17 protein-coding genes are annotated in these 15,300 nt (G+C 64.6%); 14 read left to right on the forward strand and 3 right to left on the reverse strand.

What is annotated here, in order from left to right; all coding sequences use genetic code 11:
• The first annotated feature begins 83 nt into the window (after positions 1 to 83).
• The 9 genes from ACREBX_RS08770 (at position 84) to ACREBX_RS08810 (ending at position 4,596) form a co-directional block, all read left to right on the forward strand.
• Positions 84 to 506, forward strand: a complete 423-nt coding sequence (locus ACREBX_RS08770; RefSeq protein ID WP_431561362.1) for a MerC family mercury resistance protein — start codon at positions 84 to 86, stop codon at positions 504 to 506.
• Positions 503 to 880, forward strand: coding sequence for a VOC family protein (locus tag ACREBX_RS08775; RefSeq protein WP_431561363.1), 378 nt, complete (start codon positions 503 to 505; stop codon positions 878 to 880). Before ACREBX_RS08770 ends, ACREBX_RS08775 begins: the two co-directional genes overlap by 4 nt.
• A 71-nt stretch (positions 881 to 951) precedes the next feature.
• Positions 952 to 1,206, forward strand: coding sequence for a DUF6356 family protein (locus tag ACREBX_RS08780; RefSeq protein ID WP_037511175.1), 255 nt, complete (start codon positions 952 to 954; stop codon positions 1,204 to 1,206).
• Positions 1,203 to 1,967, forward strand: coding sequence for an alpha/beta fold hydrolase (locus ACREBX_RS08785; RefSeq protein WP_431561376.1), 765 nt, complete (start codon positions 1,203 to 1,205; stop codon positions 1,965 to 1,967). Before ACREBX_RS08780 ends, ACREBX_RS08785 begins: the two co-directional genes overlap by 4 nt.
• A gap of 9 nt (positions 1,968 to 1,976) precedes the next feature.
• Complete coding sequence (locus tag ACREBX_RS08790) at positions 1,977 to 2,414, forward strand: acyl-CoA thioesterase (protein WP_431561364.1); 438 nt, start codon at positions 1,977 to 1,979, stop codon at positions 2,412 to 2,414.
• A gap of 9 nt (positions 2,415 to 2,423) precedes the next feature.
• Positions 2,424 to 2,861, forward strand: coding sequence for a VOC family protein (locus ACREBX_RS08795; protein ID WP_431561365.1), 438 nt, complete (start codon positions 2,424 to 2,426; stop codon positions 2,859 to 2,861).
• Positions 2,862 to 2,871: 10 nt separating this feature from the next.
• Positions 2,872 to 3,279, forward strand: a complete 408-nt coding sequence (locus ACREBX_RS08800; RefSeq protein ID WP_431561366.1) for a VOC family protein — start codon at positions 2,872 to 2,874, stop codon at positions 3,277 to 3,279.
• Positions 3,280 to 3,347: 68 nt separating this feature from the next.
• Positions 3,348 to 4,088, forward strand: coding sequence for a hydroxyacylglutathione hydrolase (gloB, locus tag ACREBX_RS08805; protein ID WP_431561367.1), 741 nt, complete (start codon positions 3,348 to 3,350; stop codon positions 4,086 to 4,088).
• Positions 4,089 to 4,149: 61 nt separating this feature from the next.
• Positions 4,150 to 4,596, forward strand: coding sequence for a hypothetical protein (locus tag ACREBX_RS08810; RefSeq protein WP_052187219.1), 447 nt, complete (start codon positions 4,150 to 4,152; stop codon positions 4,594 to 4,596).
• A gap of 312 nt (positions 4,597 to 4,908) precedes the next feature.
• Here ACREBX_RS08810 and ACREBX_RS08815 read toward each other — a convergent pair whose 3' ends face one another.
• The 3 genes from ACREBX_RS08815 to ACREBX_RS08825 all read right to left on the reverse strand — a co-directional run bounded on the left by ACREBX_RS08815 (position 4,909) and on the right by ACREBX_RS08825 (position 9,720).
• Positions 4,909 to 6,738 carry an AMP-dependent synthetase/ligase gene (locus tag ACREBX_RS08815; protein ID WP_431561368.1) on the reverse strand — a complete coding sequence of 610 codons (1,830 nt, stop codon included), beginning with the start codon at positions 6,736 to 6,738 and terminating at the stop codon, positions 4,909 to 4,911.
• Positions 6,739 to 6,790: 52 nt separating this feature from the next.
• Positions 6,791 to 8,482 (reverse strand): gamma-glutamyltransferase, encoded by a 1,692-nt coding sequence (gene ggt / locus ACREBX_RS08820; protein WP_431561369.1) that lies wholly within the window; start codon positions 8,480 to 8,482, stop codon positions 6,791 to 6,793.
• Between the two features lie 170 nt (positions 8,483 to 8,652).
• Positions 8,653 to 9,720 (reverse strand): quinone-dependent dihydroorotate dehydrogenase, encoded by a 1,068-nt coding sequence (locus ACREBX_RS08825; protein ID WP_431561370.1) that lies wholly within the window; start codon positions 9,718 to 9,720, stop codon positions 8,653 to 8,655.
• 69 nt (positions 9,721 to 9,789) lie between these two features.
• Here ACREBX_RS08825 and ACREBX_RS08830 point away from each other — a divergent pair, with 69 nt between their 5' ends.
• From ACREBX_RS08830 to ACREBX_RS08850, 5 genes are all read left to right on the forward strand, one after another.
• Positions 9,790 to 11,610, forward strand: coding sequence for a DUF885 domain-containing protein (locus tag ACREBX_RS08830; RefSeq protein ID WP_431561371.1), 1,821 nt, complete (start codon positions 9,790 to 9,792; stop codon positions 11,608 to 11,610).
• A 101-nt stretch (positions 11,611 to 11,711) separates the two neighbouring features.
• Positions 11,712 to 12,599, forward strand: coding sequence for a helix-turn-helix domain-containing protein (locus tag ACREBX_RS08835; RefSeq protein WP_431561372.1), 888 nt, complete (start codon positions 11,712 to 11,714; stop codon positions 12,597 to 12,599).
• Between the two features lie 285 nt (positions 12,600 to 12,884).
• Entirely contained in the window at positions 12,885 to 13,358 is a 474-nt protein-coding gene (locus tag ACREBX_RS08840) for an SUF system Fe-S cluster assembly regulator (protein WP_431561373.1), read from the forward strand.
• Complete coding sequence (sufB, locus tag ACREBX_RS08845; RefSeq protein WP_431561374.1) at positions 13,355 to 14,842, forward strand: Fe-S cluster assembly protein SufB; 1,488 nt, start codon at positions 13,355 to 13,357, stop codon at positions 14,840 to 14,842. Before ACREBX_RS08840 ends, sufB begins: the two co-directional genes overlap by 4 nt.
• Positions 14,839 to 15,300: endonuclease domain-containing protein (locus ACREBX_RS08850; protein ID WP_431561375.1), on the forward strand; the 462-nt coding region annotated here is incomplete at its 3' end. The genes sufB and ACREBX_RS08850, both read left to right, overlap by 4 nt.

A 15,300-nucleotide genomic window follows, 5' to 3' on the forward strand; every position in this document is an offset into this window, starting at 1 on the left:
CAAGGGGCGGATTCACAACAAGCCTTGCAATGAGATAATGTATCATTATCTGCACGGCGAGCCCCTCCCGCGAAAGAAGCCCCATGTGCCTCCCCGCCGCGCGCCCGCGCCTTGCCGACCTGACGGGGCTTGCCCTGTCCTTCACTTGCCTGATCCATTGCCTCGCGCTGCCTTTGCTTCTTCTGCTGGCCCCCGCGCTCAGCCGCTGGATCGCGCTGCCCGAGGGGATTCATGCGGCGATCCTGCTGCTGGCCTTGCCCGCTGCCATGATCGCGATGCGCGACGGATGGCGGCGGCATCGGCGCTTGGCGCCCGCGGTCCTCGCGGCCACGGGGCTGGGTCTGCTCGCGCTCGGCCTGGCGGCGCACGAGGGGTGGATCGCCGCCGCCGATCCCGAGGCCGCCGACCGTCTGCTGACGTCGGTCGGCGCGCTGACGCTTGCCGCCGCGCATCTCGTCAACTGGCGCTGGCGTCACCGGAGCGGCGGGCATAGACTGCCGGCATGACCGACACCCCGCCCCACAGCATCGCGGCGATCCTGCCGTGCACCGACCTCGATGCCAGCACTGCCTTCTATGAAAAGCTCGGCCTGTCGGTCGTCGGCGACTATGGCAGCTATCGCCTGCTCGAAGACGGCAAGGGCTGGCAGCTTCACCTGACGAATGAATCGCCCGAAGGATGGCTGGTGCCGGGGCAGAATCCGTTCGGCCTGTATCTCTACACCGAACGCGTCGCAGAGCTGGCCGAGCGCGTGCGCGATGCGATCCTCGAACGCGAAAAGGCGCCAACGCACAAACCATGGGGCATGTATGAATTCGCGCTGTCCGATCCCGACGAGACGCTGGTGCGTGTCGGCTGGCCGAGTCGGCTGATCGGCTGAACACCTCCCGCCGCCCTTGCGGGACTCACCATCCGCGTCTAGGGCCCGTCCAGCCGCAAAGGAGCCTCCCCATGTTCAAGCGCCTGTTCGTCGACCACCCCAAGAGCGTCGATGAAAATTACATCGAGCATTTCGGCGTCGCGTCGAAATTCGGCGTGACGATGATCTATGGCGGCCTGTGCGCGCTCGTTCACGCTGTCGTCCCGGGCTGGTGCATCACCACGGGCAGCGACACGATCCAGCGGCTCAACCATATCATGGTCGAAAAGCGGCGCGCCAAGGGGCAGGCCGTGATGCAGATGAGCACGATCGACTGGGTCATCTGATCCCGGTGGACGCCGCAGCTGATTATCTCGACCGTTCGGGCCGCCCGCGGCTCGCCTATCGCCATACGCCGGGCACCGGTCCGACGATCGTCTTCCTGCCGGGCTATATGTCCGACATGGCGGGCGGCAAGGCGACCGCGCTGTTCGACTGGGCAGCGGCCGAGGGCCATGCGTGCCTGCTGCTCGATTACGCCGGGTGCGGGCTGTCGGGCGGATTGTTCGCCGACCAGAATTTGCTCGACTGGCGCGGCGACGTGCTCGACCTGATCGATGCGAAAGCGGAGGGCCCCGTCGTCATCGTCGGATCGTCGATGGGCGGATGGCTGATGCTGCTCACCGCATTGGCGCTGGTGCAGCGCGACGGAGCGGGCCGCGTTGCGGGGCTCGTCGGCATCGCCGCGGCGCCCGATTTCACCGACTGGGGTTTCAGCGACGCCGACAAAGCGATCATCCTTGCCGAAGGCGCGCTGGTCGAGGAGACGCCGTACAGCGACCAGCCCTATATGACGACGCGCGGCTTCTTCCAGTCGGGCGAAGCGAACCGTCTGCTCGATACCGAGATTCCCCTCACCTGCCCCGTGCGCCTGCTGCATGGCGAAAAGGATGGCGATGTGCCGTCCGACATCAGCCTTCGCCTTTCCGCGGCGCTCGCGAGCGCGGATGTACAGGTGACGCTGGTCAAGGGCGGCGACCACCGCCTGTCGCGCGAGACCGACATTGCGCTGCTGATCGACACCGTCGCGCGGCTCGCGACAAGCTAGAGGAACATCATGGCTCGCGGCGATTTCAAATTCAGCGTCAGGAAGCGTGTCCGCTATGCCGAGATCGATGCGCAGGCGGTGGTGTTCAACAGCCGCTACCTCGAATATTTCGACATCGGGATCACCGAATATTGGCGCGCCGCAGGCGTGTATGACCGGTGGCCCGCCAACAGCAGCCCCGAGTTTCACGTCGCGCGCGCCGAGGTCGATTACAAGGTGCCGATCCTGCTCGACGAGGAAATCGACATTTGCGTGCGCGCCTCGCGCGTCGGCAAAAGCTCGATGACCTTCCTGTTCGAGCTGCATGGCGCGGGCAAGGACGACCTGCGCGCCAGCGGGCAGCTGATCAACGTCCATGTCGCCGAGGCGCAGGGCGCGCCTGCACCGGTGCCGGACGAATTCCTATTCCTGTTCGAAGCGTTTGAAGATCGGGGCCTTCGCGCCTAATATAGCGCCATGACCAAATATCTTCACACGATGATCCGAGTGTCGGATCCCGACGCCACCGTCGACTTCTTCAAGCTGATCGGGCTGGAGGAAACGCGCCGTTTCGACAATGAGGGCGGCCGCTTCACCCTTATATTTCTCGCCGCCCCCGGACAGGGCGATGTGGCCGAGGTCGAGCTGACCTATAACTGGCCGCCCGTCGACGGCAGCGCCGCCGAGGCATATTCGGGCGGCCGCAATTTCGGGCATCTCGCTTACAGGGTCGATGACATTTACGCGACGTGCCAGCGGCTGATGGACGCGGGGGTGACGATCAACCGCCCGCCGCGCGACGGCCATATGGCGTTCGTGCGCTCGCCCGACGGCATTTCGGTCGAGCTGCTGCAGGAAGGCACTCTCGACCCCGCCGAGCCCTGGGCGTCGATGCCCAACACCGGCGCCTGGTAGGAGCTGCGCGATGCCGGGCCTGTTGATCAACATCGACGTGCCCGACCTCGCCGCTGGAGAGCGTTTCTATACAAGGGCGCTGGGACTGACCGCCGCACGGCGGTTCGACGACGACATCGTCGAGCTGACCGGGTGCGAGGCGCCCATCTATCTGATCGCCAAGCCCGCGGGGTCGGCGATCGGCCCCGGCGGCGGCGACTTTCGCCGTTACAACCGGCACTGGACGCCGGTGCATCCCGACTTTTCCGTCACCAACCTCGATGACGCGGTGCGGCAGGCCGTTGCTGCGGGCGCGGTGCAGGAAGGCGAGACATTGGACCTGCCCTATGGCAGACAGGCGATGTTCGCCGATCCCTTCGGCAACGGATTCTGCCTGATCGAGTTCAACGAGCAGGGCTATGACGCCCTTCTGACCTGAACAGGCAGACCAAGGCCCCGGCGGCGCCGCTCCGTCTTGAAGGGGCGAGACGCTGGAAAGGAGATCAAATGGCTGCGCTAGACATCGTCCGTATTCCCGTTCTGAGCGACAATTATGTCTGGCTGGTCCATGATCCCGAGAGCACGGCGACGATAGTCGTCGATCCCGCGGTCGCCGAACCCGTGCTCGCGGCGGCAGCCGAGCGCGGCTGGACAATCACCGACATCTGGAACACCCACTGGCACCCCGATCACACCGGCGGCAACGCGGCAATCAAGGACGCCGCCAAAGCATGGGGGGGCTGTAAAATCACCGGCCCAGCGGCGGAGTTCGCGCGTATCCCGACGCTCGATGTGCAGGTGAAGGGCGGCGACAAGGTGCGGCTCGGCGGACATGTCGCCGACGTCTGGGACGTACCCGCGCATACCGCGGGCCATATCGCCTATCATTTCGCGAGCGACGCCGCGATCTTCGTCGGCGACACGATGTTCGCGATGGGCTGCGGCCGCCTGTTCGAAGGCACCGCCGAACAGATGTTCGCGAACATGCAGAAACTCGGCACGCTCGACGATGCGACGCGCGTTTACTGCGCGCACGAATATACGCTGTCGAACGCGCGCTTCGCGGTGACGGTCGAGCCCGACAATGTGGCGCTGGCCGAGCGGCTTGCCGCGGTCGAGTCCGCGCGCGCGGCGGGCGAGGCGACAGTGCCGACGAGCATCGGCGAAGAGCGCGCGACCAACCCCTTTTTGCGCGCGCCGAGCGCGGCCGAACTCGGCCGTATCCGCGCGCTCAAAGATGCGGCATGATGCCGCTTCAGCGCGCATTCATCTGTCCGGGCCATAATGGCCGATCTCGAGGAGCAAATTCATGGCGAAGCTGAACCTGATGGCCGCCGCGCTGTTGACCGCGGCCGCGCCGCTGGTCGCAAGCTGCGCTCCGGCCGGTTCGGGCGAGCCCGGCGCCGCGGCGCTTACCCCCAAACAGGCCGAACGGCTCGACAAGCAGCTCGCGGGCAAAGTTCCGGGCGAACCCGTCCGTTGCCTTCCCAATTACCGAAGTAATGATACGATCCGCGTGTCGGACAGCATCTTGCTCTATCGTTCCGGCGGTAATCTGGTATACAGGAATGACTTGAAGAGTAGTTGCCCGGGTCTTGCGCGGGACAGCGACATCATGGTGGTACGCCAGTTCGGGTCGTCGACCTGCGAAGGCGATTTCTTCCACCTGGTCGACCGGTCGAGCGGAATCCGCGGCCCGACGTGTGTTTTTGGCGAATTCGTCCCCTATCGCAAACCGGCGGGGGACAAAGGCTGAGCCTTGGGTTCAGTCGTAGGCGGGGTCCGGTTTGCGCCGAGCTCTTCGGGTCGCACCCCCGCCTGCTATTATGAATCCAGATGCTGGTGACGTCAGATTGACCCACCTTCGTCATTGCGAGCGAAGCGAAGCAATGACGATCCCAATCGATGTCATCGTGCGCTGGTATCATTATTCCCGTTCGCATCGAGCCCTTCGACTGTCTTGCAGACGCTCAGGATGAACTTCGGCCTTTGGCCGAAGTCGAGATGCCCATCGTTGGCGCACGGCCTCCCGGTGTCTCGACTTCGCTCGACACGAACGGGATCAGAACTATCCCTTGTACAAGGCCGCGATCCTGTTCTCGTAAACCTGCTTCAATATGTGGCGCCGGATCTTCATCGATGGCGTCATCTGCTCATTCTCGATCGTGAAGGGTTCGTCGGCAAAGTCGAATTTGCGGACCTTTTCGATCACCGAAAGCTGGCCGTTGACGCGATCGACTGCGGCGCGCAGCACGGCGCGGAATTTCTCATGTTCGCGCAGCCGCTCCAGATCCTTGGGCAAGCCTTCGGCCTCGGCCCATTCGGCCATCCATTCGGGATCGGGGACAAGAATGCCGACGAGGTGCGGGCGCTTGTCGCCATAGACCATCGCCTGCAGAATCTCGGGCTGGAGCGTCAGCATGCCCTCGACGCGCTGCGGCGAGACATTGTCGCCCTTGTCGTTGACGATCAGGTCCTTCTTGCGGTCGGTTATGACGATGCGGCCTTGCCCGTCGATATGACCGATGTCGCCGGTGTGGAGCCAGGCGCCTTTGTCCGGCTCCGCCGGATTTGGGACCAGCACGCGCTCGGTCTCGGCCTTGTTGCGCCAATAACCCTTCATCACCAGTTCGCCGCGTACCAGGATTTCGCCGTCGTCGGCGATGCGCACTTCGGTGTTCATCAGCGGCGGGCCGACGGTGTCCATCTTGATCCCGGCGCTCGGGCGGTTGCAGCTGATCACCGGCCCCGCCTCGGTCTGGCCATAGCCCTGCAAAAGCGTCAGCCCGATCGAGTGGAAGAAGACGCCGATTTCGGGATTGAGCGGCGCGCCGCCCGACACCAGCGCCTTCATCCGGCCGCCGAAACGCTTGCCGACCTTGGGGCGGAATAGCTTGTCAAGGATGAGGTCGATGGGGCGGTCGAGCAGCCCCATCCGGCGCTCATAATCCTTTTCGCCGACGCGCAGCGCCTGGTTCAGCATCCAGTTGGCGAGCTTGCCCTGCTTTTCGACCGACTTGATCATCCGCGCGCGGATCACCTCGAACAGCCGCGGCACAACGACCATGATCGTCGGGCGTGTTTCCTCGATGTTCGAGACGAGCTTTTCGAGCCCTTCGCTGTAATAGATTTGGGCGCCGACCATGATCGGCAGGAACTGCCCGCCCGAATGTTCATAGGCGTGGCTGAGCGGCAGGAAGGACAGGAACACTTCCTCGTCGCCGATACCGAAATCATTGACGAGCACCTCGGCCGCCCCCGCGGCATTGTGCAGGATCGCGCCATGGTGCTGCATCACGCCGCGCGGCGCGCCGCCGGTGCCGCTGGTGTAGATCAGGCACGCGGTATCCTCGCGCTTCATCGCGTCGCCGCGCGCCCTGGTTTCCTCGACCCACGCCTCGCCGCCCTGCACGAGCGGTTCCCAGTCATGGACCGCAACCTCGCCCTGCTGGCCGATGCGCAGGCTCTCCATGCTGATCACGATATGCGCTTCGGACCGCATGACCGCGGGCATCAGCGTGCGCGCGAGCTTGGCGGTCGAGACGATCACCGCCTTCGCGCCGCTGTTGTCGAGGATATGCTGGTGGTCGCGTTCGGTGTTGGTCGTATAGGTCGGCACGGTGATGCAGCCCGCGGCCATGATGCCGAGGTCGGCGATGCACCATTCGGGCCGGTTCTCGCTGACCAGCACCACCCGGTCGCCTTCCTTCATACCCAGTTCGCGCAGGCTATGCGCGAGCGCCGAGATCTGATTGGCGACCTGCCGCCAGCTCAGCGGCTGCCAGGCGCGGTCGGCCTTGCGCCACAGGAAGGGGTCTTCGCCGCCGCGCCCCGCACGGTCGAAGAACATCGCGACCAGACTCGAAAAATGGTCGAGATGGGGATTTACGAGCTTCATTCTGCCTCTCTCCAGGGAGTGTTCGCTGCCTTTATCTTATCGTTATCGTTGATCAATTCTGCGCCGGCGCCCCGTCGATCGACGAGCTGCCGGGTCCGCGCGGGTCGGCCGCGCCGCGCCAACCCTCGGCGGTGCGTTCGACCGCGTTGAGCTTCGACCCCAGGCTCGTCGCGGTGAAGCTGTAGCCGAAAGGTTTCATCTTCGCGGCGATCGCCTTGCCCGCCTCGTTATTCTCGATCAGCACCCCCGCCTGTCCAAAGAAGAGGTTGGGAAGTTCCATCGCCGCCTTGGCGTCGAGACCCCAGTCGAGCACGCCGACGAGCACCTTCGTCACATGCATGATGATACGTTTGCCGCCCGCCGATCCGACCGCGAGCACGACCTTGCCGTCGGGGCCGTAGACCACCGTCGGCGACATCGACGACAAGGGACGCTTGCCGGCTTCGACACGGTTTGCGGTCGGCACACGGCCCTCGGTCGGCGCGAGGTCGAAATCGGTGAGTTCGTTGTTGAGGAAATAGCCGTTCGCCATAAGCTGGCTGCCGAAAATGCTCTCGATCGTCGAGGTCATCGAGACGAGGTTGCCGTCCTTGTCGACGGTGACGAAATGCGTCGTCCCCTGCTCCTGAACCGGCGGCGCGGCGGCGCGCGGCGTGGCGCCGGGCGGCGTGCCGGGTTCATATTTGCCCGCCGCACCATAAGGCGAAATCAGCTGGCGGCGCTCGGCGAGATAGGTCTTGTCGAGCAGACCCTTCACCGGCACGTCGACGAAATCGCCGTCGCCGAGATAGGCGGCGCGGTCGGCGTAAGAGAGCTGCATCGCTTCCGAGAGCAGATGCCAGCTCATCGGATTATCCTTGCCCATCGCCTTCATGTCCCAGCCCTCGATCATGCCGAGGATGCCGAAGACGGTGGTAGCGCCCGACGAGGGCGGGCCCATGCCGCAGACCTTGTAAACGCGATAGGTGGTGCAGACCGCGGGACGCTCCTTCGCCTTGTAGGCGGCGATGTCCTTGACGGTCAGCTGGCTCGGGTGGCGCGGCGCCTTTGCAACGGCGTCGCTGATCGCCTTGGCATTGGCGCCCGAATAGAAAGCCTCGGGACCGCGCGCCGCGATGTCGCGCAGCAGCTTGGCATAAGCGGGATTCCTGATGCGTGTACCAACCGGTGCCGGCTTGCCATCGACATAATAGATCGCCTGCGGAGCTGGAAATTCCTTCCACATCGGCTCGAACTGGACGAGCCAGTTGCCCAGCGCAGGGGTGACGATGAAGCCTTCTTCGGCAAGCTTGATCGCGGGCTGGAACAGCGCCTTCCATTCGAGCTTGCCCCATTTCTTGTGCGCCATTTCCATCAGGCGCACATTGCCGGGGACACCGACCGACAGCCCGCCGGGGATGACGTCCATATAGCCGCGCGCCTTGCCGTCGAGACCGAGGAACCGTTCGGGCTTTGCCGCGGCGGGCGCCATTTCGCGCCCGTCGATCGTCGAGATGCTGCCGTCCCTGGCATTGTGGTGGACCATGAAGCCGCCACCGCCGATGCCGCTCGACTGCGGCTCGACGAGCGTCAGCACCGCAACCATCGCAACCGCGGCGTCGGCGGCGGTGCCGCCCTGATGCAAAATCTCGCGCCCTGCCTCGGTCGCGCGCGGATCGGCGGAGGAGGTGACGCCCTGCGCTGTTGCGAGCGACGGAATGGTGAGCGTGACGAAAACGGCGAGCGGGAGGAATCTTTTCAACATGGGCGCGACATTGGCGCGGAGGTGGAGGCAGCGCAACCCTTGTTCCCCTCCCGCTTGCGGGAGGGGTTAGGGGTGGGCCTGCAACGTCGCATCCGCCCACCCCGCGCTGCGACTAGCGAGCAGGCTCGCAAGTCTCGCTGCCCCTCCCGCTTGCGGGAGGGGAGAACGGCTTACCCCGTCCCCACCGCGTCGGCGACGCGCGCGAAACCGTCGCGCGCGGCGAGCTTTTCGAGGCCATGCGCGATCCGGCCCGCGAGGCCGGGGCCTTCGTAGACCATCGCCGAATAGATCTGGACCAGGCTGGCGCCCGCACGGATACGCTCCCATGCCTGCTGCGCCGAGGCGATCCCGCCCGCGGCGACGAGCGGCAGCTTGCCTCCGCTCGCGCTACGGAAATCCCTGATGCGTTGCAGCGCCAGTTCGGCGAGCGGGGCGCCCGAGAGGCCGCCGGCTTCGGCGGCGTGGCGCGATGCAAGCGCGGGACGCAAGATCGTGGTGTTCGACACGATGACGGCGGCGAGCCCCTTGTCGAACGCCACTGCGACGATGTCGTCGATGTCGGCGGGTTCGAGGTCGGGCGCGACTTTCAGGAAGACCGGCTTCGCCGCGCCCGCGGGTTGAGCCGCGGCAACACCGTCGAGCAACGCCTCGAGCGCGCCCTTGTCCTGCAAGGCGCGGAGGCCGGGCGTGTTGGGCGAGCTGATATTGACCGTCAGATAATCGGCAAGCGGCGCCATCGCCGCGGTGCCCTTCGCATAGTCGGCGATGCGGTCGGCGCTGTCCTTGTTCGCGCCGATGTTGATGCCGAGCGGCACCGGCAGGCCATAGCGGCGCAGACAGGCAATACGCTCCGCCGCCTTCTCCTGCCCGCCATTGTTGAAGCCCATGCGGTTGATCACCGCCTGATCCTCGACGAGGCGGAACAGGCGCGGGCGCGGATTGCCCTCCTGCGGCAGCGGAGTCAGCGTGCCGACCTCGACGAAGCCGAAGCCGAAATGCGGCATCACATGCGCGACGCGCGCGTCCTTGTCGAAGCCGGGGGCGAGGCCGACGGGGTTCGGGAATTCGAGCCCAGCCAGCTCGGTCGCGAGCGCCGGGCTGGTCAGCGCATGGCGCGCGCGCGGCAGCGGCTGGAGCGCGCTGAGCGTGAGGTTATGCGCGGCCTCGCCATCGGTGGCGTGGACGACCGGGCGGACGATCGCATAGGCGGCGTCGGTGAGCGAAGCGAAGAGCGACATGGCCCGCCATTGCGCGCACGATGACGCTATGGCAAGCCCCGGGCGCATCGGAAAAACCGGGAGAAAATTGTGTCGCATCTCAAAATTATCGCTCGCCTGTCCACCGGGCTCGCCCTGCTCGCCGTCGCGGGCTGCGCCCCGGCCGCGGTACAGCAAGCGCCCGCCACCGCGGCAACGACACCCGCCCCCGAAGCCGCCCCCGCCGGCGCGAACCTCGCGCAATTCTTCGAAAATTATGACGCGGCGCAGCTCTCGCTCAGCCCCCAAGGCAAGGCGTATCGCGGTATTCGCGATGCCGATTACGGCAAATGGAACGATGTCAGCGACGAAGCCGCGGTCGCGAGCCAGAAGCTGCAGCAGGCGACCGCCGAAGCGATGCGCGGCAGCTTCGATCCCAAGACGATGTCTGCCGACGATGCGCTGTCGTTCGAGCTGTTCAACGCGCAGGCGGCGCGCGCCTCGCGCCTGTTTCCGTACCGCAACCATGGCTATGTCTTCGACCAGATGAACGGTGCGCAGAGCCAGCTTCCCGCTTTCCTGATCAACATCCACCGCGTCGCCGACGCCGCCGAAGCCGAAGCCTATGTGACGCGCATCCGCGGCCTCGGTCCCGCACTCGACGCGCTGTCGGCGCAGTCGGCCGAGCGCGCCAGGAACGGCATCCAGCCGCCGAAATGGGTCTATGCCTACCTCATCTCCGACATCGGCAATTTGCAGAAGCCCGACAATGCGGTGGTCGAGGACATCACGGCCAAAGTCGGCAAGCTTGCCATCGACGATGCCGAAAAGGCACGACTGATCGCGTCGGCGAAGGCGGCGTGGAGCGAAAGCGCGGGCCCCGCCTATGGCCGCCTGCTCGCCGAAATGAAGCGCCAGCAGGCGAGCGCGCCGACGCAGGACGGCGTGTGGCGCCTGCCCGACGGCAAAGCCTATTATGAGGCGCTGCTCGCCAACTACACAACGACCGACATGACCGCGACCGAGATCCACGACCTCGGCCTCGCCGAAGTCGCGCGCATCCATGGCGAGATGAAGACGATCATGGCGAAGGTCGGCTTCAAGGGCACGCTGCAGCAATTCTTCGCGCATCTGCGCACCAGCCCGCAATATTATTACACGACCCGCGAAGCCTATCTCGCCGACGTCGACACCAAGGTGAAGGCGATGGAGGCGCGGCTGCCCGCTTTCTTCAACACGCTGCCTAAGGCGCATCTGCAGGTGAAGGCGGTCGAGGCGTTCCGCGAGAAATCGGCGGGCAAAGCCTTTTACCAGTCGCCCTCACCAGACGGGTCGCGGCCGGGCACCTACTATGTGAATCTCTATGACCTGCGCGATATGTCGAAGACCGAGCTCGAGGCGCTCGCCTATCATGAAGGTGTCCCGGGGCATCATTTGCAGCGCGCGGTGCAGACCGAACTGACCGGGCTGCCGCCCTTCCGCCGCTTCGGCGGCTTCACCGCCTATACCGAAGGCTGGGGCCTCTATACCGAAGAGCTCGCCAAGGACATGGGCTTCTACACCGATCCCTACAGCGATTTCGGGCGCCTCGGCATGGAGCTGTGGCGCGCGTGCCGGCTCGTCGTCGACACCGGCATCCACGACAAACGCTGGACCCGCGAGCAGGCGATCCAATATCTCAAGGACAACACGCCCAATCCGCAGGGCGATATCGAAAAGGCGATCGAGCGGTACATCGTCTATCCGGGACAGGCGACCGCCTATCTGATCGGCAAGCTCAAGATCATGGAATTGCGCGGGCGGGCGCAAGCGGCGCTTGGCGACAAGTTCGATTTCCGCACCTTCCACGATGTCGTGCTCGAATCGGGTCCGGTGCCGCTCGACGTGCTCGAACGCCGCGTCGATGTCTGGATCGCGGCGCAGAAGGGTTAAGAAAATTGACGATTGGCGCTTGACGCGCGGGGATGAAACGCAAATGATTTGATCCAGAAAAATAAGGCAGCCGGGTCACGGATGCCAAAGGTCTGGGTCTCATGTCGGATGTTTCTTCCTCGCCTGGCGGCGTGGACGGCAGCGCGCCGTTCGAACTGCACTATTTCCCGCCCGATCCCGATCTGGCGGAGATGGTGTCGAGTTTCTATTTCGCGCGCGTCAACATGCCGCGTTTCGACGAATATGAGCGCGCCGACCGCCCGCAGTTCCGCTTCGTCACCGCCGCCGACGGCGAATATGTCTTCGCCGACGATCACCGCGCGCCCGTCTGCCGCGCAAATATCGTCGGACCGACGAGCGGGCGTGTGCGCGCGATCAGCAATTGCCCCACCCAGATGTTCGGATTCGGCATGCTGCCCGCGGGTTGGGCGGCGCTGATAGGCGACGATGCCGACAAGCTGACCGACCGCGCGATGAACGCCGCCGACCTGTTCGGTCCCTGGATCGACGAGGTCGCGACCGCGCTGGAAAGCGCCGTCAGTGTCGAGGAAAAGCTGGTCATCGGCAATAATTTCGCACGCGAGGTGCTGACGCGGGGCGAGACCGCGCCGATGTGGTTCATCCGCACCGTCGATGGATGGCTCACCGAATCGCCCTCGCCGCAGGTTCCCGAACTGGTCGAGGCGACGGGCATGTCGATCCGCTCGGTCGAGCGGATGACCAAACACTATTACGGGCTATCGCCGCGCATGCTCGCGCGCAAATACCGCGCGGTACGCGCCGCGTCGGCGCTGGCACGCGGCGAAGGGCTCGACGCCGCGCAGCTCGGCGACGCCTTTTACGACCAGTCGCACCTGATCCGCGAGATCAAGCGCTTTGCCGGCGCCACCCCCGGGCAGCTCGGCAAGCCGACCAGCTATACCGAGGCGACGACGAAGGGCCGCAAGCAGCTCGCCGGCCGGGTCAGCCCGCTCGTTTCGGAAACCTGAGCGCAGTTAACCATCAAAAGCGCAGGCCGCGTCGTTTTGGCGTTTTCATCCAATCACGAATCGTCGCCCGGGCATAATCCCCCGTTGCGACCCAGAAGAGCTCATCCTCTGACGAGGACTTGAGACCTTCATCTTGGCACTCATTTGGCTTTGGCCGGATGGGTGCCTTTTTTTTCTTGGCGCCCAAATAGCGCCCGTTGGTTGCGCCGCACGAAAGCCTCGCCTATATAAGTGGAGTGATTTACTCCAGTTAAGAATCGTTCGCAACTGCGACGGAAAAGAACAATGCGCCTGTCGAACCTTGCCGATTATGCCGTGGTGCTGATGAGCGCCGCCGCCCGCCAGTGCGGGTCCCATTATGGTTCCGGGCCGATTCACGCCGCGATGCTCGCGGAACAGACAGGAATTCCGGGTCCGACAGCGCAAAAGCTGGTCAGCCAGCTCGCGCGCGCGGGGCTGCTCGTCGCCTCGCGCGGCAGCGGCGGCGGGGTGCGGCTCGCGCGGCCCGCGGCGGCGATCAGCGTCGCCGACATTATCGAAGCGGTCGAAGGACCGATCGCGCTGACCAGCTGCGTCGCCGAAGGGCGCCACGATTGCTCGCTGGAGGGCAGCTGCAAGGTGCAGCCGCACTGGGGCGTCGTGAACGGCGCGGTGCGCGGGGCGCTGGCGGAGATCAGCCTGGCGAGTTTGAGCGTCGCTCCGAAACACCCCTCCCCTCCGCCGATTCCGGCATTGGCCGGTGACGAGATCAGAATATGACCGACAACACCGAACTCCCCGTCAAGGACCAGGCCGCGCACGACGCCGCGGCGAAGGCCGCCGATTATGAGCATGGCTGGTCGGCCGACATCGAAACCGACTTCGCGCCCAAGGGGCTGACCGAGGATACGGTCCGCTTCATTTCGGCCAAGAAGAACGAGCCCGAATGGATGCTCGACTGGCGGCTGAAGGCGTTTCGTCATTTGTTGACGATGGAGACGCCCGACTGGGCGAAGCTCAACGTGCCGCCGATCGATTATCAGGACGCCTATTATTACGCGGCGCCGAAGCCCAAGCCCAAGCTCGGCTCGCTCGACGAGGTCGATCCCGAAATCCTCGAGGTTTACAAGAAGCTCGGCATCCCGATCGAGGAGCAAAAGGTTCTCGCGGGGGTCGAGGGCGCGCGCAAGGTCGCGGTCGACGCGGTGTTCGACAGCGTCAGCGTCGCGACGACCTTCCGCGAGGAGCTGAAGCGCGCGGGCGTGATCTTCCTGTCGATCTCCGAAGCGATCCGCGAATATCCCGAGCTGGTGAAAAAGTGGCTCGGCAAGGTCGTGCCGATGCACGACAATTATTTCGCGACGCTCAATTGCGCGGTTTTTTCGGACGGGACGTTCGTTTATGTGCCCGAGGGCGTGCGCTGCCCGATGGAGCTGTCGACCTATTTCCGCATCAATGCCGAGAATACGGGGCAGTTCGAGCGGACGCTGATCATCGCCGACAAGGGTGCCTACGTCTCCTACCTCGAAGGCTGCACCGCGCCGATGCGCGACGAGAACCAGCTCCATGCGGCGGTGGTCGAGCTCGTCACGCTCGACGACGCCGAGATCAAATATTCGACGGTCCAGAACTGGTATCCCGGCAATGCCGAGGGGCTGGGCGGCATCTATAATTTCGTGACCAAGCGCGCGCTCTGCCAGGGCAAGCGCAGCAAGGTGTCGTGGACGCAGGTCGAAACGGGCTCTGCGATCACGTGGAAATATCCGAGCTGCGTGCTCAACGGCGACGACAGCGTCGGCGAATTCTACTCGGTCGCGGTCACCAACAATTACCAGCAAGCCGACACCGGCACCAAGATGATCCACAACGGCAAGCGCACCCGCTCGACCATCGTGTCAAAGGGGATCAGCGCGGGCAAGTCGAACAACACCTATCGCGGGATCGTGCGGGTGGCGCCGAATGCCGAGGGCGTGCGCAACTTCACCCAGTGCGATTCTTTGCTGCTGGGGTCGCTCAGCGGCGCGCATACCGTGCCCTATATCGAAGTCCGCAATCCGACCGCGACCGTCGAGCATGAAGCGACGACGAGCAAGATCAGCGACGACCAGCTGTTCTACGCGATGCAGCGCGGGCTGGGGCAGGAAGAAGCGGTGGCGCTGATCGTGAATGGTTTCGCGAAGGAAGTGCTGCAGCAACTGCCGATGGAATTTGCGGTCGAGGCGCAGAAGCTGCTGGGGATTTCGCTGGAGGGATCGGTCGGGTGACCAACCTGACGCCCACCGATCAGGCGAAGCGCCTGTCCACCTCTCCCCTTCAGGGGAGGGGCCGGGGGTGGGGGCTATCGGCCTCAAGCCTCGAAGAGTTGCAAAGCCGCGCGCGCCGAATGCGAAACAACCCGACCGAGCCCGAAAAGCGGTTGTGGCGGCATTTGTCGAACGGCCAGCTTGAGGGCCATAAGTTCCGCCGCCAGCAGGTGGTTGGTTGGCATATTGCCGACTTTGTGTGTTCTGTGTCGAAGATTATCGTCGAAGTCGATGGCGACACGCACGAAGAAGCAAAAGACCGAGTCCGCGACGAAATATTGGCCGAGTTTGGCTATCGCGTCGTCCATGTCACCAATCCCGATGTGATGACCAACATGGACGGCGTGTTGCGGTTTATCGCCGAAACCTTGCGTCAGGCCGAGAGCCCCCACCCCAACCCCTCCCCTGAAGGGGAGGGG

This window comes from Sphingopyxis sp. (assembly GCF_050725655.1).
In the GTDB taxonomy this organism is placed as follows: Bacteria; Pseudomonadota; Alphaproteobacteria; order Sphingomonadales; family Sphingomonadaceae; genus Sphingopyxis.